This is a genomic window from Nocardia paucivorans NBRC 100373, from assembly GCF_000308675.1.
Classification (GTDB): domain Bacteria; phylum Actinomycetota; class Actinomycetes; order Mycobacteriales; family Mycobacteriaceae; genus Nocardia; species Nocardia paucivorans.
On sequence record NZ_BAGE01000046.1, the window covers coordinates 23,344 to 44,635 of the forward strand.

15 protein-coding genes are annotated in these 21,292 nt (G+C 66.7%); 3 read left to right on the forward strand and 12 right to left on the reverse strand.

Features of this window, described 5'->3' with window-relative positions; genetic code table 11:
* Window positions 1-2: 2 nt before the first annotated feature.
* The 4 genes from narI to ON32_RS15915 form a co-directional block, all read right to left on the reverse strand.
* Window positions 3-743 (reverse strand): respiratory nitrate reductase subunit gamma, encoded by a 741-nt coding sequence (narI, locus tag ON32_RS15895; protein ID WP_040791717.1) that lies wholly within the window; start codon window positions 741-743, stop codon window positions 3-5.
* Entirely contained in the window at window positions 740-1,420 is a 681-nt protein-coding gene (gene narJ / locus ON32_RS15900; protein WP_040791718.1) for a nitrate reductase molybdenum cofactor assembly chaperone, read from the reverse strand. The genes narI and narJ overlap by 4 nt, the downstream gene beginning before the upstream one ends.
* A gap of 208 nt (window positions 1,421-1,628) precedes the next feature.
* Window positions 1,629-3,416: a nitrate reductase subunit beta gene (gene narH / locus ON32_RS15910; RefSeq protein ID WP_040791720.1), complete on the reverse strand. Its 1,788-nt coding sequence runs from the start codon at window positions 3,414-3,416 to the stop codon at window positions 1,629-1,631.
* 1 nt (window position 3,417) lies between these two features.
* Complete coding sequence (locus ON32_RS15915; protein WP_083874566.1) at window positions 3,418-7,191, reverse strand: nitrate reductase subunit alpha; 3,774 nt, start codon at window positions 7,189-7,191, stop codon at window positions 3,418-3,420.
* A 449-nt stretch (window positions 7,192-7,640) separates the two neighbouring features.
* Between ON32_RS15915 and ON32_RS15920 the strand changes: the two genes are divergently transcribed.
* A complete protein-coding gene (locus ON32_RS15920) occupies window positions 7,641-8,354 on the forward strand; it encodes a chymotrypsin family serine protease (protein ID WP_040791721.1) in 714 nt (237 codons plus the stop codon).
* Between the two features lie 114 nt (window positions 8,355-8,468).
* Here the strand turns inward: ON32_RS15920 and ON32_RS15925 are convergent, their stop codons facing one another.
* The 5 genes from ON32_RS15925 to ON32_RS15945 form a co-directional block, all read right to left on the reverse strand.
* Window positions 8,469-9,212: a sirohydrochlorin chelatase gene (locus ON32_RS15925; protein WP_281032237.1), complete on the reverse strand. Its 744-nt coding sequence runs from the start codon at window positions 9,210-9,212 to the stop codon at window positions 8,469-8,471.
* Window positions 9,209-10,432 carry a uroporphyrinogen-III synthase gene (locus ON32_RS15930; protein WP_051133318.1) on the reverse strand — a complete coding sequence of 408 codons (1,224 nt, stop codon included), beginning with the start codon at window positions 10,430-10,432 and terminating at the stop codon, window positions 9,209-9,211. Before ON32_RS15930 ends, ON32_RS15925 begins: the two co-directional genes overlap by 4 nt.
* 4 nt (window positions 10,433-10,436) lie before the next feature.
* Window positions 10,437-10,826: a nitrite reductase small subunit NirD gene (nirD, locus tag ON32_RS15935; protein WP_040791722.1), complete on the reverse strand. Its 390-nt coding sequence runs from the start codon at window positions 10,824-10,826 to the stop codon at window positions 10,437-10,439.
* Window positions 10,827-10,890: 64 nt separating this feature from the next.
* Complete coding sequence (gene nirB / locus ON32_RS15940) at window positions 10,891-13,431, reverse strand: nitrite reductase large subunit NirB (protein ID WP_040791723.1); 2,541 nt, start codon at window positions 13,429-13,431, stop codon at window positions 10,891-10,893.
* A gap of 25 nt (window positions 13,432-13,456) precedes the next feature.
* Window positions 13,457-14,968, reverse strand: a complete 1,512-nt coding sequence (locus ON32_RS15945) for a nitrate/nitrite transporter (RefSeq protein WP_083874568.1) — start codon at window positions 14,966-14,968, stop codon at window positions 13,457-13,459.
* Window positions 14,969-15,279: 311 nt separating this feature from the next.
* On the opposite strand from ON32_RS15945, the gene ON32_RS15950 reads away from it, so the two are divergent.
* Window positions 15,280-15,951: a FadR/GntR family transcriptional regulator gene (locus ON32_RS15950; RefSeq protein WP_040791724.1), complete on the forward strand. Its 672-nt coding sequence runs from the start codon at window positions 15,280-15,282 to the stop codon at window positions 15,949-15,951.
* A gap of 191 nt (window positions 15,952-16,142) precedes the next feature.
* A complete protein-coding gene (locus tag ON32_RS15955) occupies window positions 16,143-17,627 on the forward strand; it encodes an MFS transporter (protein ID WP_040791725.1) in 1,485 nt (494 codons plus the stop codon).
* 70 nt (window positions 17,628-17,697) lie between these two features.
* On the opposite strand, the gene ON32_RS15960 is transcribed toward ON32_RS15955, so the two are convergent.
* From ON32_RS15960 to ON32_RS15970, 3 genes are all read right to left on the reverse strand, one after another.
* Window positions 17,698-18,537, reverse strand: a complete 840-nt coding sequence (locus ON32_RS15960; RefSeq protein WP_085995214.1) for a TIGR02569 family protein — start codon at window positions 18,535-18,537, stop codon at window positions 17,698-17,700.
* 157 nt (window positions 18,538-18,694) lie between these two features.
* Entirely contained in the window at window positions 18,695-19,876 is a 1,182-nt protein-coding gene (gene moeZ, locus ON32_RS15965) for an adenylyltransferase/sulfurtransferase MoeZ (RefSeq protein ID WP_040791726.1), read from the reverse strand.
* Between the two features lie 165 nt (window positions 19,877-20,041).
* On the reverse strand, window positions 20,042-21,280 hold the full coding sequence (locus tag ON32_RS15970) for a DUF3152 domain-containing protein (protein ID WP_040791727.1): 1,239 nt from the start codon (window positions 21,278-21,280) through the stop codon (window positions 20,042-20,044).
* Window positions 21,281-21,292 lie beyond the last annotated feature (12 nt).

Below are 21,292 nucleotides of genomic sequence, written 5' to 3' on the forward strand. Positions count from 1 at the left end.
TGTCAGGACCAGCGTTGCGGGGTGACGGGCACCTCCCAGGCGCGGGCGTAGCGGCTCTTGTCGGGGGCGGTGACCTCCTTGCTGCGATAGACCACATACGGCCGCACCAGGTACCCGATCGGCGCGGAGAACATATGCACCAGCCGGGTGTACGGCCAAATGGCGATGAGCGCCAGCACCGCCAGCCCGTGCGCTTGGAAGGTCCACGGGGTGCCCACCATGAGTTCGGGTTGTGGGTTCAGGGTGAACAGACTTCGGAACCAGGGGGAGACGGTTTCGCGGTAGTCGTAGGTGCCCCACAGCAGGTTGCTGCCCATGGTGTTGAGCAGACCGGTGACCAGCGCGGCGACCAGCAGCACGTACATGAACCGGTCGTTGCGGGTGGTGGCCCTGCGCACCGAGGGGACGGTGATACGCCGGTAGAGCAGGATGCCGATACCGACGATCACCGCCAGACCGGCGATGCTCCCCGCGGAGACCGAGAACAGGTGGTACACGTGCTCGCCGATCCCCACGGCCTCGGTCCACGACCGCGGGATCAGCACACCGATGACGTGTCCGCCGATCACACCGAGCATGCCGAAATGAAACAGTGGGCTGCCCAGACGCAGCAGCCGACTCTCGTAGATCTGCGAGGAGCGGGTGGTCCAGCCGAACTGGTCGGTGCGGTAGCGCCAGATATGACCGAGCACGAAAGAGGTGAAGGCCACGTAGGGCAGGGTCGTCCACAGTGTCGTCGTCATCGGCGGCCTTCCGATCGGGCGGGCATCGTGGGGTCCATGGCGAAGGGTTCGAGGCCGACTCCCTCGTCCGGCGGGCCCTGAGCGGCGAGTTCGGTGATACGACGGCGGTCCGCGGTGGTCAGGGGCGGCAAGGTGGCGAGCACGGCCGCCGGCACCGCCGCATACGGCGAACCGCTGTCGGTCAGTGACAGCCGCAACAGTTCCAGCACCGGCACGTATTCGCCGAGCAGGCGTTCCCCGCCGATCGGGTCGACGGTGGCCGCGAATTCCAGCAGCACCGGCAGGTGATCGGGTAGCTCGCCGGAATCGAGTTCCACCCCCGCCTGCCGATAGGCCTGTTTGAAACGCAAGAGGGCCATACCGCGTTTGCGGGTGTCACCGTAGGCGTAGAAGGTCAGGTGCAGACTGGCGCGACGACGCATATCGAAGGTTTCGACATAGGACGCGGCCAGCTCCAACGGTGGGGCCGCGCGCAGATGATCGACCACACCGGCCAGCGGAAAACGCACCTGTTCGGGCAGGCCGGCAACGACATCCGCCAGTTGGCCCAGCAGCGCGAGGGTTTCGCCACTCGGATAGTCCAGCAGCAGGGCCGCCGTCCGCCACACCAGCCGGCGATCCTGTTCGCTCAGCGCGACCGCGGGCTCAGGGCGGCGGCGCAGCTTCAACAGCGCCATACGGCACCTCTTTCGGAGACGAGGTCCGACGACCGGACGGGCAGTACGGAGCGGGACGGCCCGATCTCGGGGAGCGGACCCGCGGCCCGGGCATCGGACGATTCCATAGCGGAACCGACCGGGGAGATGTGCGTGACAACACCGAACGGCCGAGCGGCGGCCGCTTCCCGGAGGCGCGGCGCCGAGGCGGTCACCGAGGCCGACGCGGTCACCGCCCGACCCCGGAGGTATCCGGCACCGGCACGGTCGCGTCGCCGTTCGCCACGGCCCGGTCGCCGTCATCGGTTCCGGCCCCCGGCCCGGCGGCATTCGAGCCGGCCCCCGATCTGCTGCCGTTCGTCACGGTCCCGGGCTCACCACCGGTCGACCCACCCGTATGCCCGTTCGTCTTTCCGACGCCGTTCGCGGCGGGAACCAGCCCCTCGGTGCTCTTACCATCCCAGTTGAGCAGGTTGATCCGGTTCGATTTCCGTGCCGGCGCAGCATCATTGGTGTCGGTGAGGTGGAATTTCTCCACCATCTGGTCGAACGCGGTCATACCGGGACCGCCGTCGGTATCCAGACTGCAACCGGTGGCGAGGGAGTCCAGTTCGTGCGCACGCGCGACCGCCCCGGTGGGGATCACGTACCGGTGTTCGTATTTGGCGATGGCCAGCAGCCGGTACATGGCCTCGATCTCCTCCGGCGCCAATCGCACCGACCGCGCGATGGACGGGTCCGGTTCCTGGCCGAGGTTCACCGAGCGCATGAACGAGCGCATCCCGGCCAGCCGCCGCAGCGCAGCCCGCACCGGACCCACATCCCCGGCGGTGAACAGTTCCGCCAGATAGTCGAGTGGGATGCGCAGCGCGTCGATGGCGCCGAACAGATTGTGCGCGTCCTCGCCGTCGTGTCCGGTCTCCGACAACACATCCACCACCGGCGACAGCGGCGGCACATACCAGACCATCGGCATGGTGCGGTATTCCGGATGTAGCGGCAGTGCGATCTGGTAGTCGACGATGAGTTTGTAGACCGGGGAATCCTGTGCGGCCTGAATCCATTCCGGTGAGATACCGGCCCGTTCGGCCTCCGCGATCACCCGTGGATCGTGCGGGTTGAGGAAGACGCCGAGCTGCGCCGGATACAGGTTCTTGTCATCGCGCACCGAGGCGGCCTCGAGCACGGCGTCGGCGTCGTAGAGCAGGACACCGATATAGCGCAGCCGACCGACGCAGGTCTCCGAGCACACCGTCGGGATACCGACCTCTACCCGCGGATAGCAAAAGGTGCATTTCTCGGCTTTACCGGTTTTGTGGTTGAAGTAGATCTTCTTGTACGGACAGCCGGTGACGCACTGTCGCCAACCGCGGCATTTGTCCTGGTCGACCAGGACGATTCCATCCTCGGAGCGCTTGTAGATGGCACCCGACGGACAGGAGGCCGCACACGACGGGTTCAGGCAGTGTTCGCAGATCCGCGGCAGGTAGAACATGAAGGTCTGCTCGAACTCCAGTTTCACCTGTTCGGACAACCGCGCCAGCAATGGGTCCTTACCCACCTGATCCGGGCCCGAACCCAGATCGTCGTCCCAGTTGGCGCCCCAGGTCACCCGGGTGTCCTCGCCGGTGATGAGTGATTTCGGCCGCGCCACCGGGGTGGTGTCGGTGAGGGGGGAGGACAACAGATTGTCGTAGTCGTAGCTCCACGGCTCGTAGTAGTCGTCGATCGTGGGCAGATCGGGATTGGCGAAGATGTTCGACAACCGCTTCAGCCGTGACCCGGTGCGCAGGGTGAGCCTGCCGCGCCGGTCGAGCCGCCAACCTCCCTTCCACTTCTCCTGATCCTGGTATCCGCGCGGATAGCCCTGCCCGGGTCGGGTTTCCACATTGTTGAACCAGATGTACTCGGTGCCACCGCGATTGGTCCACGCCTGCTTGCAGGTGACCGAGCAGGTATGACAGCCAATGCACTTGTCCAGGTTCATGACCATGGCCAGCTGTGCCATCACACGCATCTCAGTACTCCACTTCCTGGCTGCGGCGGCGAATGGTGGTGACCTCGTCGCGCTGGTTTCCGGTGGGGCCGTGATAGTTCAGGGCGAACGACTGCTGGGCGTAACCACCGATGAGATGCGATGGTTTGATCATGATCCGGGTGAGCGCATTGTGGATACCGCCGCGCTTCCCCCGCCCCTTGAACGCCGCTTTCTCGGCACCTGACGGGCCCTCGATCCGCGGTACGTCCACAGCGCGGTCCTGCGCGTGATACATGAATACCGTGCCCTCCGGCATCCGGTGGCTGACGATGGCCCGGGCGACCACCACACCGTTGCGGTTGACCGCCTCGATCCAGTCGTTGTCGGTCACCCCGATCTTCGCCGCGTCCTTCTCCGACATCCAGATGGTCTGTCCGCCGCGCGACAACGTCAGCATGTGCAGGTTGTCCTGATAGGCGGAGTGAATGGACCATTTGGAATGCGGGGTCAGATACCGCACCGTGACGCCGCGTTCGGTGACCTCACCGACACCCGGTTCGCTGAACAACGCCGACATATCCAGCGGCGGCCGGAAGATGGGCAGCTGTTCCCCGAGTTCGATCATCCAATCGTGATCGAGGTAGAAGTGTTGGCGACCGGTGAGCGTATGCCAGGGCTTGAGCCGCTCGGTGTTGATGGTGAAGGGCGAGTACCGGCGTCCGCCGGATTCCGAACCCGACCATTCCGGTGAGGTGATGACCGGCACCGGCCTGGCCTGGGTATCGGCGAAGGTGATCCGCTTGCCCTCGTGTTCGGCGGCCATATCGGCCAGTCGGGTGCCGGTGCGTTCCTCCAGCGCATGGAATCCCGCCACGGCCAGTCGACCGTTGGTGGTGCCCGACAACGCCAGAATCGCCTCGGCGGCGTGAATATCCTTGGCCAGCGAGGGACGTCCCTGTCCGACACCGGAGACCACGGTGCCGTTCACCCCGGCCAGGTACTCCACTTCCGCGTCCGGATGGGTGGTGACACCTTTGGTGGTGAGACCAAGGGAATCGACGAGCGGTCCGAGCGCGGCCATCTTCTCGGCCACTTTCGCGTAGTCGCGTTCGACGACCACGAGCTTGGGCATGGTCTTACCGGGAATCGGTTCGCATTCCCCGGCCTTCCAGTCCCGAACCCGCCCACCGGCCTGCGCCATGGCGTCGGGCGAATCGTGTTGCAGCGGCACCGCGACGATGTCCTTACGGCGGCCGAGATGTTTCTCGGCCATCCAGGAGAACCCGCGGGCGATCCGATGGAATGCCTCGAAATCGGTTTTTGCCTCCCACGGCGGCGAAATGGCCGGGGTGAAGGCGTGTACGAACGGGTGCATATCCGTCGAGGACAGATCATGCTTCTCGTACCAGGTGGCGGCGGGCAACACGATATCGGAGAACAGCGTGGTGCTGGTCATCCGGAAATCCAGCGACAGCAGCAGATCGAGTTTGCCGGTAGCGGCCTCGTCCCGCCAGACCAGCTCCCGTGGACGCACACCGGGCGACTCCTCGGTCTGCAGGTTGGAATCGGCGCCGAGCAGATGTTTGTGGAAATACTCGTTGCCCTTACCGGAGGAGCCGAGCAGGTTGGCGCGCCATACGGTCAAACAGCGCGGGAAGTTCTCCGGGGCATCGGGGTCTTCGCAGGCGAAGCGCAGCTCACCGGATTTCAGTCCGTCGACGATATGGTCCTGCGGGGTCTTACCCGCCTGCTCCGCTTCGTCCACCAGATCCAGGGGATTGCGGTCGAAAGTGGGATAGCTCGGCATCCAGCCCAATCGGCTCGCGAGGGCGATATTGTCCGCGGCGGTGCGGCCGGCGAACCGGCCCGCGCCCAACGGGGAGGCGAAGACATCGGCGCGGAACGGATCGTAGCGCCACTGGTCGTTGCTGAGGTACCAGAACACGGTGCCCTGCATCTGTCGGGGCGGACGCTGCCAGTCCAGGCCGAACGCCAGGGTGGACCAGCCGGTCACCGGGCGGCATTTCTCCTGGCCGACGTAGTGGGCCCAGCCACCACCGTTGACGCCCTGGCAACCGGTGAGCAGGGTCAGGGTGAAGAAGGCGCGATAGATCTGGTCGGAGTGGAACCAGTGGTTGGTGCCGGCTCCCATCAGGATCATCGATCGACCGCCGGAACGGTCGGCGTTGTCGGCGAACTCGCGGGCGATCCGCTCGGCCTGCGCGGCCGCGACCCCGGTGATGCGCTCTTGCCAGGCCGGGGTGTAGGGCTCGGTCGCGTCGTCGTAACCGGTGGGCCAGGCGCCGGGCAGGCCGGGACGGCTCACCCCGTACTGGGCCAGCAGCAGGTCGAAAACCGTGGTGACCCGTTTACCCGCCACAACGGTGGTCGGCACCCCGCGAGTGACGACCCCTGGGGTGTCGGTGTCGTATCGAGGGAACCGCACCTCCGCGACGGAGTCCGATCCCGCGTTATCGCTCGCATCGGTGCGGTGGTACAGGGTCAGCAGGGGCTGCACGTCTCCCAGATCCAGGTTCCAGCGTCCCTTGCCGGCCTCCCCGAATCGGTCGCCCAGAGTGCCGTTGGGGACCACCGGGTTACCGTCGGCATCGAGGAGAACGGTGCGGAACTCGGCGGCCTCGGTATCGAAGCCGTCCAGTCCGGCCCGGGCCAGGTCGGCGGCGGTGAGGAATTTGCCGGGCACAGCGACACCGTCGTGGTCGTCCAGGGTGATCAGGAACGGTAGATCGGTGTAGCGGCGCACATAGTCCAGGAACCTCGGGGTGATCTTCTCGACGAAGAACTCGCGCAACACCACATGCCCCATCGCCATGGCCAGGGCGGCATCGGTGCCGGGGCGGGCGGGCATCCACTCGTCGGCGAATTTGGTGTTGTCGGCGTAGTCCGGCGACACCACCACGACTTTCTGACCGCGGTACCGGGCCTCGGTCATGTAGTGAGCGTCGGGGGTGCGGGTCACCGGAACGTTGGAACCCCACATGATCAGGTAGCCGGCGTCGAACCAATCGGCCGATTCCGGAACATCGGTCTGATCGCCGAACACCTGCGGCGAGGCCACCGGCAGATCGGCGTACCAGTCGTAGAACGACAGCATGGATCCGCCCAGCAGTGAGATGAACCGGGCGCCCACCGCATGGCTGACCATCGACATGGCCGGAATCGGCGAGAAACCGGCGACCCGATCGGGGCCGTACTTCTTGATGGTGTGCACATGCGCGGCGGCCGCGATCTCGGCGGCCTCCCACCACTCCACGCGGACGAAACCGCCCTTACCTCGAGCGGCCTTGTAGCGCCGGGATCGCTGCGGGTCCTCCACGAGATCACCCCAGGCCAGCACCGGATCCTTCAATCGTTCCTTGGCCTCGCGATACAGCTCGAGCAGGGTGGAACGCACATACGGGTACCGCACCCGTGCGGGCGAATAGGTGTACCAGGAGAAGGAGGCGCCGCGCGGGCAGCCGCGAGGTTCGTACTCGGGTTTGTCGGATCCGACGGACGGATAGTCGGTCTGCTGCGATTCCCAGGTGATCACGCCGTCGGAGACATAGATCTTCCAGGAGCAGGAACCGGTGCAGTTGACACCGTGCGTGGAGCGCACCACCTTGTCGTGGGCCCAACGGTCCCGATAGAAATCATCGGCGCCCCGTCCGCCCACCTTGTGCAGGGTGCGGTGATCCTCCGACACCTCGCCGCGATGGAAGTATTTCCCCAGCCGCAACAGCGCCTCGGCGGCATCTCCGGACAGCCGGCCCGAATCGAAGGACGTCGAACCCTCAGTGCGTGGAACAACCACGACGCCCCCTTTTTTTTCTAGCTGCGAAATGGGCTGTTGCTCCGACTGTAAGGAGGCCGCGGCCGGGCACCAAAAATTACTCTCACCACGCACTTCGCCCGAAAGTGAGTTGTGAGATGACGGAAATCCGCCGGTCACGGATGGCGACCGTAATACCCCCTTATAGACCGCGATCACCTGGGAAGAAGCACCGGAAACACCCTCTGCGCCACCATTTCGGACAATTCCGGTGAAACTTTGGAAATAATCGCTTCTCCGACGCTTTACATTCGTTTACACATCGTCGGCGGCACCCGCCCACGCGGATCACCCGGCCCGGATCGGTCGCGCCCCCGATCGGCCGATCGCTCTTCCAGCTTCTGGGAAGCATTTCCGCACCGGCATCGGCGAGTCGGTTATTATTCCTCGTCATCTGCCCACCCCGGGCCCATCGAGTTCGAGGTTGTTCGATGTTCAGCGCAGTTCGACGTGTCCGAGTCCACCTGTGCGCATTTGCCGCCGCAGTACTGGCGACCGGCCTCACCGCGGCCCTCGGCCCGGACGCGCACGCGAGCCAGTCCGTCACGGTGCATCCCGGTATGGAGGTCCGGCACACCGAATACCGCGACGAAGAGGCGATCGTCTCCCGCTGCACGATCGGGCTCACAGGTTCGGTGGGCAATGCCCGCTACGGCGTCACCGCCGGCCACTGCTATCGGTCGGGGATCATCACCGACGCGAAGGGCAACTCGGTGGGTTGGTACGAATCCCAACGCCCCGACGATGGAATGAAATTCGGATTCGCCCTACTGCGCCTCTACGACAACGTCGGCGTCTCCGCCTCCATGGGCAAGTTCGGCCTCTCCTCGGTGGACACGAAACCTCGGGTCGGGCAGGAGGTCTGTAAGGTCGGCGCCACCACCGGCTGGGGTTGCGGCAAGATCATCGAGGTCGACGACGACTATCTCTATGTCGACAAGTCGTTGGGCGCCGAAGGTGGGGATTCCGGTGCCGTGGTGTATCGCCAGACCTCGGACGGGCACGCCGCCTTCGTCGGTATTCTCGCCGCCTACGACGGAGACCGGGACCACGCGGCGGTGGTGGAACCGGCCGGGCGTCTCTTCGGTCAGATCCGCCGCTACGGCCCGACCCGCGAAAACCCCTTCGTCTGGTACCGCGTCTGAGCGCGGGCACCCCATGTCACCGCGCGTGGGTCGGAGTCGGTGGGGATTCGAGCTGCCCGCGTCCCGACGGCGCGTTCGGCTCGCACGGCATCCGATATCGGAGCCGTCGTGATCTCACCGCGCCTCGATACGGCCGAGCTCGCGCACGGCGGCCCGGTAGCGATCGGCGATCAGGCGGACGACCGCCGGATGCACGCCGATCGGACCGGCGACCGCCGTGGCGCCGGCGGTGTGCAGACGTTCCTGGAACAACCCGTGCGCCAACAGGTAGGAGGCGATGAACACTCGTTCGCGACCCGCGGCGCGCAGGGTGCCGACCACATCCGGAACCCGTGGTGCACCGGTCGCGACATAGGCGATGTGCACCGGGGTGGCCAGCTGAGCGGTCAGCATGGCGGCGGCGCGCCGAATATCGGCGCGGGCGCGGGGATCCGAGGAACCGGCCGCGGCGAAGACCACCGCGTCGCCGGGCCGCCACCCGACCGCGTGCAACCGCACGGCCATGACGCGGGCCAATGCCTGATCGGGCCCCATGGCGGGGGTCACCGTGACCGACGGGTGACCGCTGTCGGCCACCTCGCGCGGTACATCCTGATAGACGTGATAACCCGAGGCCAAGAACGCCGGCACGACGACGGCGGGACGCGACGAGGTCTCGGCGAGACCGCGCAGCACCTCCCCCGGCGAAGGACCGAGCACATCGACGAATGCGGTACGTACCCCCGGGTGGTGTCCGCCGCCGTCCGCGCCCAGTTCCCACGCGACCGCCTCGGCCAGCGCGGCGATCATCTGTACGCCCTTCCCACTGCGGGTGCCGTGCGCGACCAGGACCAGGCCGGCCTCGGCCTCGGTGTTCACCGGTTCACCACCGCCCGCAGCGCTGCCGAACCCGGCGCGGACACCGCGATATCGGACAGGCGGTCCTCGGCGTTGTTGTCGGCGCATTCGGCCGGATCGAGGGCCAACCGATAGCCACGCTTGACCACCGTCTGAATCACCTTGGGCGCGCCGAGACCGGCCCGCAACCGGGCGATCGCGGTCTCCACCGCATGGGTGTCGTCACCGCCACCGGGCAGGGTGGCCAGCAGGTCCTCTCGCGAGACCACCCGTCCCGGATACCGGGCCAAGGCACGCATCAGCGCCATCGGGGCCGGCGCCAACTGTCGAACGCAACCGTCCACCACCACACATGCCCCGCGCACGCTGATCAGATGCCCGGCGGCGTGGATCCGATTGGCCCGCCGCGGCAGCTCCTCGGCGACATGCCGGGCCAGGGCGCCCAGGCGGGCCCGTCCCGGCATGGTGGTGCGAACGCCGAGCTCCTCCAGCGGTGCGGCGGTGATCGGCCCCACGCAGGCGGGCAGCACCCGGGTGCGTAGCGCGTGCAACAAACCCTCGAGCAGACCGGTTTCCTTGGCGCGCATCAGCATCGACGCCACGGCGGGGGCGCTGGTGAAGGTCACGCAGTCGATACCACCGGTGATAATGGCCTCGATGAGCTGATCCATCGGGCCGCGATCCGACGGTGGAGTCCACCGGTACACCGGCACCGGAACCACATCGGCGCCGGCCGACCGCAATACCTCGCAGAAATCGGGCAGCGGTTCCCATTCGGTGGTGGCGCCGTGCAGTTGGACCGCGATGCGCACCCCCTCCACGCCCTCCTCGAGCAGATGGTCGAGCACCTCCGCCGACGACTCCGAGGCCGGCGACCACTCCTCCCGCAGTTCCGCGGCCCGGATGGCCCCCTTGGCCTTGGGACCACGGGCCAATAGCCGGGTGCTCGACAGAGTCGAACGCAGCCGTTCGGCGAGGCCCCAGCCTTCGGCCGCCTCCATCCAGCCGCGGAAACCGATACCGGTGGTGGCCACCACGATCCGTGGTGGGTCGGCGATCAGCGTCCGCGTCACCCGCTCCAGTTCGGTGTCGTCGGCCAGCGGAATGATCCGGATGGCGGGCGCCGACACCACCGCCGCGCCCCGCCGGGTGAGCAGCGTGGTGAATTCCTCGGCCCGGCGCGCAGCGGTGATACCGATGGTGAAACCGGCCAGTGGGGTATCCGGATTCGACGTCGTCATATGCCTACCGTTCGTTTCCGGTGGCGACGGGCGTGTTCGACACCGAGACCACCCCGTCGTCCACACGCACCGCGTACACCGGCAGCGCGACCGATCCATCGTCCAGGCAGTGGCCGTCGAGCAGGGAGAACGCCTGCTTCAGCAACGGCGACGCCACCACCGGCACCCCGGCGCGGTCGCCGACGATCCCGCGCGACATCACGGCCGCCCGACCGAACGGGTCGATATTGCCCACGGCGTGGAGCGAACCGTCGGGCAGCAGGAACAGTGCGGCCTGACGCCCGCCCCGCAGTAGCACGGCCACACCCCGGCCCGGGATCAGGTAGTCCAACCGGCACGCCTGCGTCCACATGGTGGTGTCGGTGGTGACACCACGGGTATCGATAACGGTCATCGGTGTTCTCCTCCACACGCCTTACCCATTGGTACCGACGTCCTGTTTCCTGGGGGTTAAGCGGTCATTTCCCGGGCGTAGCGGAGGAGGTGACCTCCGGCATACCCAGCAGGACCGGGACCTTGCGCTCTCCGCTCTCGTCGAAGGCGATGGTCGGATCGGCCTCGGTCGGCGCATTGACGAAGGAGACGAACCGCGACAGCTTCTCCTCGTCCTCCAGGACCGCGGCCCATTCGTCCCGGTAGCCCGCGACATGCCTTTCCATGGCCGCTTCCAGCTCTGCTGCGATACCGAGCGAGTCCGAGCAGACCACGTCGCGGATGTAATCGATCCCGAGCTCTTCTTGCCACGACGCGGTGCGCTGCAGCCGGTCTGCGGTGCGGATGTAGAACATCAGGTAGCGGTCGATATAGGAGATCAGGGTCTCGTCGTCGAGATCACCGGCCAGCAGCACCGCGTGCTTGGGTGTGAGACCACCGTTACCGCCTACATAGAGGTTCCAGCCGCTCTCGGTGGCGATGACGCCCACATCCTTGCCGCGGGCCTCGGCGCATTCCCGAGCGCAGCCGGAAACGGCCAACTTCAGTTTGTGCGGGGAACGCAGGCCCCGGTAGCGCTTCTCCAACAGCACGGCCATCCCGACCGAGTCCTGCTGACCGTAGCGGCACCAGGTGGACCCGACACAGCTCTTCACGGTGCGCAACGCCTTGCCGTAGGCGTGCCCGGATTCCATACCGGCGTCGACCAACCGCTTCCAGATCGCCGGCAGCTGTTCGACCCGAGCACCGAACAGGTCGATCCGCTGACCACCGGTGATCTTGGTGTAGAGGCCGAACTCCTTGGCGACCTCACCGATCACGATCAACTGTTCCGGGGTGACCTCCCCACCGGGCATCCGCGGCACCACCGAATAGGTACCGTTCTTCTGCATATTGGCCAGGAAGTGGTCGTTGGTGTCCTGCAGTGCGGCCTGTTCACCGTCGAGGATGTGATCGCTCGAGGTGGAGGCCAGGATCGACGCCACGACCGGTTTGCAGATATCGCAGCCGAGTCCCCGGCCGTACTCGGCGATCAGGCCCGAGAAGGTGCGGATACCGGTGGCCTGCACGATCTGGAACAACTCGGCGCGTGTCTGGGTGAAGTGTTCACACAGCGCCTTGGACACCTCGACACCGGACTGTTCGAGGATCTTCTTCAGCATCGGCACACAGCCACCACAGGAAGTGCCGGCACCGGTGCAGCTCTTGATGGCCGGCACATCGCAGGCACCGCCTTCGATGGCACCGCAGATGGTGCCCTTGCTCACATCGTTGCAGGAGCAGATCTGGGCGTCGTCGGGCAGCGCGTCGGCGCCGAGTTCGGCGCCGGCCGGGGAGATCAGCGAGGCCGGATCGGCGGGTAGCGGGCGGCCGATCAGCGGACGCAGCGCCGAGTAGGCGCTCGCGTCGCCGACCAGGATGCCACCGAGCAGGGTTTTGGCATCGTCGGAGACGACGAGTTTGGCGTAGGTGCCCTTGGCCGCGTCGTGTAGGACGACCGACAGAGCGCCCTCGGTGGTGCCGTGCGCGTCGCCGAAAGAGGCCACGTCCACCCCGAGCAGTTTCAGTTTGGTGGACATATCCGCGCCGGGGAACTCGCCGCTACCGCCGAGCAGCCGGTCGGCCACGATCTCGGCAGTGGTGTAGCCGGGAGCGACCAGACCGTAACAGGTGCCCTCCACGGCCGCGCACTCACCGACGGCGTAGATGTTCGGGTCCGAGGTGGCCATGCCCAGGTCGGTGACGACCCCGCCGCGCGGGCCGATCTCCAGACCCGCGTCCCGGGCTATCCGGTCCCGTGGCCGGACACCGGCGGAGAACACCACCAGCGCGGCCTCGATCACGGTGTCGTCGGAGAGGGTGACCTTCAGCCGGTCGGCGGGACCGTGCTCGGCGTCCCGCTCGATCGAGGAGGTGCCCACCCCGGTGTGCACCTGCAGTCCCAGATCCGTGACGAGGCGTTCGAGGATCGCACCGCCGCCTTCGTCGACCTGGGCGGGCATCAGCCGGCCGTTGTACTCCACGACGTGCGGGGTCAGACCCAGCAGCCGCAGCGCGTTGGCCGCTTCCAACCCCAGCAGACCACCGCCGACGACCACACCGTGCGCGCCGGGTCCGGCGGCCTGCGCCGCGGCCCGGATACCGTCCAGGTCATCGATGGTGCGGTAGACGAAGCACTCGGGATTGTCGTGGCCCGGAACGGGTGGCACGAAGGGATAGGAGCCGGTGGCCAGCACCAGGGCGTCGTAGCCGAGGGTATCGCCGGTGGAGGTGGTGACCTTACGAGCGTCCCGGTCGATCGCGGTGGCGCTCTGGCCCAGCCGCAGCTCCACCAGATCGTCGCCGGTGTACTCGTTACCGGGCAACGCCAGCGCCGCCGGGTCCCAGGAGCCGATATAGGACGACAGGCCGACGCGGTCGTAGGCGGGCAGCTTCTCCTCGCTCAGGACGATCACCTGCCACCGGCCGTCCTCGTCCCGGGACCGCAGGGCCTCCACGAACCGGTGTCCGACCATACCGTGTCCGGCGACCACCACTGTTTTGCGCTGTTCGGGTGTCGTGTTCATGACAGTCCTTCCGTGGAGATTCGGGTCAGGCGCGCGCCGACGAGTGAGCGGACCGGGTGGAGGTATCGGCTTCGGCCGTCCGGAGCAGGGCCTCGGCCTCGGAGACGATCTCGCGTCCCGATACCGCGGCGGCGGGCCGGCGCAGGAAAACCGCCCAGGTGATGAGGGCGCAGGCGATGTAGAACGCCATGAACACCCAGAAGGCGGCAGTGGCCGACTGTGTGGAGGCGTACGAGGAGCGCAGCACCATATTGATGGCGAAGCCGCCGACCGCGCCGATGGCGCCGACGATGCCGATGAGTGCGCTCGAGGTGCTCTGCGACCAGGCCGCACGTTCGGCGGGACCGAGGTCCAGGCTGTGGGATTTCGCCTCGAAGATCGAGGGGATGATCTTGGTGACCGAGCCGTTGCCCAGACCCGACAGCGCGAACAGGGCGACGAATCCCACGACCGATGCCATCATGACCGCGCCCGAGGGCCCGTGCTCGGAGCGGTCGCCGAGGGTCGAGGCGATGGCGACGACCAGCGTCGCGGCCATCATCGCGCCGAAAACGGCCACGGTGACCCGGCCGCCCCCGATACGGTCGGCGAGTTTGCCACCGTAGGGGCGGACCAGCGATCCGAGCAGCGGGCCGATGAAGGCGAGTTGCGCGGCGTGCAGGGTGGCCTGCGCCGGAGTGTCCCCACCGGCGACGAAACCTATCTGCAGCACCTGTGCGAAGGCGAAGCTGTAACCGATGAACGAACCGAAAGTGCCGATGTAGAGGAATGCCACCGCCCACGACTGGGGCACCTTCAGCGCGGTGACCATGGCGGACATATCGGCCCGCTGGTTGGGCAGATTGTCCATGAACAGGGCTGCGCCGAGCCCGGTGAGAACGACCAGCACCAGGTAGAGGGTGCAGATGACGGTGGCGTACTCGTTGCCGAGGGTGGCCAGGACCAGGAGACCGACCAACTGGATCACCGGTACGCCGATATTGCCGCCGCCCGCGTTCACCCCCAGCGCCCACCCCTTGAGGCGCTGCGGGAAGAAGGCATTGATATTGGCCATCGATGAGGCGAAGTTGCCGCCGCCGACCCCGGCGAAGGCGGCGACCACCAGATATGTGGTGTAGGAGGTGCCGGGTTGATTCACGAAATACAGCGTCAGCAGCGCGGGAACCAGTAGGAGGGTGGCGCTGAACACGGTCCAGTTGCGGCCGCCGAACGCGGCGGTGGCGACGGTGTAGGGAATCCGCAGAACGGCGCCGACCAGAGTCGGCACGGCCACCAGGAAGAATTTGCCCGCGGCATCGATACCGTATTGCTCGGTGGGCATGAACAGCACCATCACCGACCAGATCGACCAGATGGAGAAGCCGATGTGTTCGGCGATCACCGACCAGACCAGGTTGCGAGTGGCGACCTTCTTGCCACCGGCCTCCCAGGCCGCGATGTCCTCGGCGTTCCAGTGCTCGAGCGTCGGACGGGCAACGGTCCGGCGCAGCCTCTGCCACCGGTTCGGCGTCTGCGTGCTCAATGGGCCTCCCAACATGCGGTTGGCCCCAAGGTAGGGAATGGGTATTGCCGAAATGCTGCGACAAATGACGGGAAAATCAACGGTTGCTCACCCGGGTATACCCGTACGGGTGAGATCAGGGCATCCGGTGTGTGGAGCGCGCATCACAGCAGGTGTGATACATATTCGCCCTGTTCACGCGGTAACGGAAGGGGACGAACGATATCGATGCGGGCCTCATCACACCCCCCGGCGGCCGCACCGAATCGATAGGGTCGCTCGATGGGACCCATAGGACGACCCCATGAGGAACCACCGGTGATCACTATGGGCGGTACTCTGTTGCGGTGCAACCCGTTCGACGCACCGGCCTCATCGCCCAGGTTACCGAGCAGCTGCGTGACGATATCCGTTCGGGCCGCTGGCCGGTCGGCTCCCGTATCCCGACCGAACCCGAACTCGCCGAGATCACCGGCACCGGACGCAACACCCTCCGCGAGGCCGTACAGGCCCTGGTCCACGCGGGCATGCTGGAACGACGACAGGGCTCCGGCACCTATGTGATCGCCACCTCGGAGGTCGGCGGCACCCTCGGCAAGTACTTCGCCGACGCCCGGGAACGCGACATCCTGGAACTGCGCCAGGCCCTGGACACCACCGCCGCCGCCCTGGCCGCCCGCCGCCGCGACGAGACCGATATCGATACCATTCGCCGGCTGTTGGACGAGTGCGACCGGCTCTGGTATTCGGACAGCCACGCCGAGGCCATCACCGCCGACGTGCAATTGCACCGGGCCATCGTGCTCGCCAGCCACAATGCGGTGTATCTGGAGTTCTACGATTCCCTGCTGCCCAGTATCGAGTCGGTGATGCGCTCGCATATCGAGAAAACCGAAAACCCCTACGAGGCCGAACACCGCGAACTGGTACAGGCCATCATCGACGGCGACCCCGAACGCGCGGCCGAGACCGCGAGCTGTTTCCTCGGCCATATGCTCGCCGACTACCCCGATCGGTAGACCGCGACGGTTCGTAACCGATCCATCACCGAACCGGCCCCCGGACACGTGAGCCGGATTTGAGCGGATCGTCACAACGGGCCATTTCGCCGCAACACAATACTTCTAGCGTTTCCTCTCGACCCTGAGAAAGGCTCGACGACCGGCGTGCACCGCCAGGGGGGCCGTCGAACCGGGATGAGAGGACGCCGATGACCGCGGTAGCCGACACCGGCCCACAAACCACCGAAACCCCGTTCTTCCATCAGCGTCGCGGACGCTGGCTCGATCACTGGGAACCCGACGACGAACGGTTCTGGGAGTCCGGCGGAAAGCGCACTGCCACAAAGAATCTCGCATTCTCGGTCTTCGCCGAGAATCTGGGCTTCAGTGTCTGGGTCATCTGGGGCAGCGTCGTCACCAGTATGGGTGCGGCCGGTTTCACCTTCCTGGATGGTCTGGGGCGGGGCAATCCCACCGCCGTCGGCAATGCCTTGCTGCTCACCTCCATTCCCACCCTGGTCGGTTCAGCGCTGCGAATCCCCTACACCTTCGCCATTCCCCGATTCGGCGGGCGCGCGTTCACCGCGTTCAGCGCCGCCATGCTGTTGATTCCGACCCTGGGCCTGGCCTATTTCGTCAACCAGCCGCAAACCCCTATGTGGGTTTTCGTGCTGTTGGCGGCGTCGGCCGGTTTCGGCGGCGGCAACTTCTCCTCGTCGATGGCCAATATCTCGTTCTTCTTCCCCGAAGGGAAAAAGGGTGCGGCCCTGGGGATCAACGCCGCGGGCGGCAATCTCGGTGTGGCACAGACCCAATTGGCACTACCGCTGCTGGTCACCCTGGGCACCCATCTGACCGCGCAGGATCCGGCCGGTTACCGCTTCGGGATAACCCTGTCGGTGCTGGTGTGGGTGCCGTTCATCCTCGCCGCCGCATTCGGCGCCCTGCGGTATATGGACAGTATTCGCGCCGCGAAATCCGACGGTCGCTCGTATCGACCGGCCCTCACCAACCGCCACACCTGGGTGATGGCACTGCTGTACATCGGCACCTTCGGGTCGTTCATCGGTTTCTCGTTCGCCTTTCCGACCCTGATCAAGGCCAACTTCCCGGATCTGGCGAATATCGGATGGATCACCACCCTCGGCAACCTCGCCTTCCTCGGTGCGTTCGTCGGATCGTTCAGCCGGCCTTTCGGCGGCTGGCTGGCAGACCGACTGGGCGGCGGCGCCAAGATCACCGTGGCGGTGTTCGTTGGGATGACGGTAACGGTCGCGTTCATCATGGCCGCACTGGAGTCGAAGAGTTTCCCGCTGTACCTGATCGCGTTTCTGGTGCTGTTCGTGCTGACCGGTATCGGCAACGGTTCCACCTACCGGATGATCCCCGCCATCTTCGGCGCCGAGGCCCGTGCGCACGCCGCCGAACACGGACTCGACACGGCCGAGGCGACGGCGTCGGCCAAACGTCAGGCCGGCGCCGCGATCGGGGTGATCGGGGCGGTCGGCGCCTTCGGTGGTTTTCTGCTGCAGCAGGCACTTCGGCTGTCCAACAACCACTTCGGCAGTATGGCGCCCGCCTTCTGGGGCTACGCCGTCGCCTTCCTCGCGATGGCGGCCATCACCTGGTGGTTCTACCTACGGACCTCCTTCGCGGTGCACCGGGCGCCCTCCCTGGCCTACGCCAACGTGTGACCCGTGGACGCGGGTAGGGCTGTGCCGCTTCCCCACGGCACAGCCCTACCCCTTGTCCGCGTGATACTGCTCATAGCAGGAACCGCACCATATCGGCCGTCCGCGCCAACCCCGGCAGGGCCTCCGGCGTGGACCGCGGATGCAGCGCGTGCACCGCCAGCCGAAAGATCACCGCCCGCAACAGCATCTGCGGCCATTCCGGCAGATCCGCCCAACGCTCCAACAGACCGTCATCCGCCCCACCCCAGGACAGGGCGTCCACCACGATCACCCCGGCGGCCCATGCCGGAGGCCGCCAGTAGGGGGTGATATCGCTCAACCCCGGCGTCTCCATACCGGAGAACAGCACCGTACCGAACAGATCGCCGTGCACCAGCTGCGCCGGACTGTGCACCGGTTTACGCAGGGTGGCCAGTTGACCGATCAGTTCCAGGCTCCGCCGGCCGTCCGGGGTTTCCGGTATCGCGCCGGCCGTGCGCAGGGCTCGCAGGGGCGCCGCCTCCCAGGCGCAGCGGTCCGCGGCGACGAAAACGTCCACGTCCATCCAGGGCGCCATGGGTGGCTGGGACAGGAACCGGGGCCGTTCCAGTCCGGCGGTGGCCGCGTGCAGTCGCAGCGATATCGATACCACCTCGTCGTGCCGTGGTTCGGGCATACCGCCGAGGTAGGTATCGGCCCGCCACCCGGACACCACATACCGACCGTCGGTGGCACGCACCGGCCGGGCCAGACGCAATCCGTCCACTTGCAGCGTTTCCCGCACCTTCGCCGACCACGCCGCCCTGGCGTGATCGGCGACGGGGCTGAGCACCACATCACCGAGGCGCCAGCCGCCCTCCCAGTCACCCAGTGGGACCGGGGTCACTTCACGTAGGCCGAATGTGGCCCGCACATGTTCGGGAGGTTCCACAGTGGTGGTCACGGCCGTACCGTACTCCCGGCGGCGCACCCCCGAACAGCACGCCGCACCATGGACGACACGCCGAAGTCGAACTGCAACATTCACCACCGAACGTCTCCCGCCGCAGCGTAGCGGCGCCGAGGACCCGCACCGGCACCGCCGGCGGTCAGTAGACGGGCAGCGACGGATCGATCTGCTTGGCCCAGGCGATGACCCCGCCCTGCAGATGCGCGGCGTCGGAGAAGCCGGCACGTTTCAGGGCCGCCAGCGCCTCCGCCGAACGCACCCCGGTCTTGCAGTGCAGGACGATCTTGCGATTCTGCGGCAGCTCCGCCAGCGCCTCACCGGACAGGATGCGATCCTTGGGGATGAGGGTGGCGCCCTCGATGTGCACGATGTCCCATTCCACGGGTTCGCGCACGTCGATCAGCTCGACATCACCGGCGTCGAGCATGTCCTTCAGCTCGGTCGCGGTGACGGTCGACCCGGCCGCGGCGGCCTGACCTTCCTCGGACACCACACCACAGAACGCCTCGTAGTCGATCAGTTCGGTGATCGGCTTGCGCTCCGGGTCGCGGCGCAGCTTGATGGTGCGGTAGGTCATGTCGAGGGCGTCGTAGATCATGAGCCGCCCCAACAGAGGCTCACCGATACCGGTGATCAGCTTGATGGCCTCGGTCACCATGATCGACCCGATGGATGCGCACAGCACACCGAGCACACCACCCTCGGCGCAGGACGGAACCATACCGGGCGGCGGTGCCTCCGGGTACAGGTCGCGGTAGTTGATACCGCGCCCGTCGGGGGCATCCTCCCAGAACACCGAGGCCTGGCCTTCGAACCGGTAGATGGAACCCCACACATACGGTTTACCGGCCAGCACGGCGGCATCGTTGACCAGATAACGGGTGGCGAAGTTGTCGGTGCCGTCGAGAATCAGGTCGTATTCGCGGAAGAGCTCGACCGCGTTCTCCGGTTCCAACCGCATCTTGTGCAGCCGAACGTCGATACCGGAGTTGATCTCCAGGATGGAATCGCGAGCGCTGTCGGCCTTGGAGCGGCCGATATCGGATTCACCGTGGATGACCTGACGCTGCAGATTGGAGGAATCGACCTCGTCGAACTCGACGATGCCGAGGGTGCCGACCCCGGCGGCGGCCAGGTACAGCAGCGCGGGCGAGCCCAGCCCGCCGGCCCCGATCACCAGCACCTTCGCGTTCTTCAGTCGCTTCTGCCCGTCCATCCCGACATCGGGAATGATCAGATGGCGGCTGTAGCGGGCGACCTCGTCCCTGGTCAGCTCCGCGGCCGGTTCCACCAGAGGCGGCAGGGACTTCGCTGATGACACGTCCAGAACTCCTCGTATCGAATTGGCCGGTGCGATATGACGGGCCGTCTGCCCGTCGCGGCGCCTGTTCCGGGTACAACACCGCCGTACGGGCCGTTTCTTCCCGACCCATCGTCGCGTATCCACCGCGCCGCCGACCGGCCGGCCCCGCGGACGGCCGGATGTTCACCCGCGAGGATACGGCCACGGATTGAACCGGCAGCGCTTCCCATCCATCGGCACCACCCCGTGCGGGTCGAGGGTGGCGATCTCGTCGTTGGCGGTGCCGAAGGTCTGCTGCATCATCACCGGGGCCAGTCCACCGTCGTTCTCACACGGCTGATGTTGGGAATAACCGATGGCATGGCCCACCTCGTGGTTGACCAGGTACTGCCGATAGGAGCCGATATCACCGTTGAACGCCAGGGCGCCACGTACCCACCGGGCCTCCGACAGCACCACCCGCGCGAGGTCGGAGTTGTAGCAGGAGGAATCGATGGGGATCTCGAAACCACAGAGATTGCGAGTGGTTTGCCGGGAGGTCAGCGAGATGCGGAAATCCGGTTCCCCGCGGTCGATCCGCCGGAAGGCGAACATGCGATCGTGCACCCAGCTCTTGGGGTTCGCGAGCGTGGAGTCCACCATTCGGGCGACGGCCTCGTCACCGCCGATCGCCGAGGTGTCGATACCGTTCTCGATCTCCACGGTATAGCTGAACACGTACTGTTCGCCCACGCCCCGCTGCTCGGTGCCGCCCCGGACCACCCGCCAGGTGCCGGCTCCCGTTTCGGCGAAGGCGCCGCCTTCGGGAAGCGCGCCGGTCGGCAGGTCGGCGGGGAACTCGCCGTCGCCCGGCGGAGCGCCGATGATCCCCGCGCGCGACGGCGGAGCGCCGAGGGTGCCGAGCGCCGGCTCCCGGGCGTCCAACCGGGGCTCCGGGCCGGTGCGAACGGCATCGGCGATGACGAACACGGTCAGGACGAATAGCAGCGGTAGCGCGTAGGCGCGCCACCCGTAGGTGGCGACGAAGCTGCGAAGCCGGCCCGGTTTGGCGTGCCGGGTGGGTGGATAGGGCACCTCGATGGTCGGGTCCCATTCGGCGCGCAGGGGTCGACGGTCGGGCTCGGCCGGTAGGTGTTTCGCCGGTGCATCCGGTTCTCGCGTCGCGCCGTCGGCCGCGGCGGTATCCGGGGCATCGGTATCCGGGACATCCGGGTCGGTGGGCTCGTCGCCGCCTCGGTCGGCCGGGAGATCATCGCCGGCCTCGGCGCGGGCAGGGTCGAAGTCGGGCGGGCGGTGCGCATTGCGCTCCTCCCCGGAGGCGCGGTGCGCATTGCGCTCCTCCCCGGAGGCGCGGTGCGCATTGCGCTCCTCCCCGGAGGCACTGCGGCTACCGCCGGCGATCCTGTCCGGTCGGTCGGTCACCTCACCAGGCTC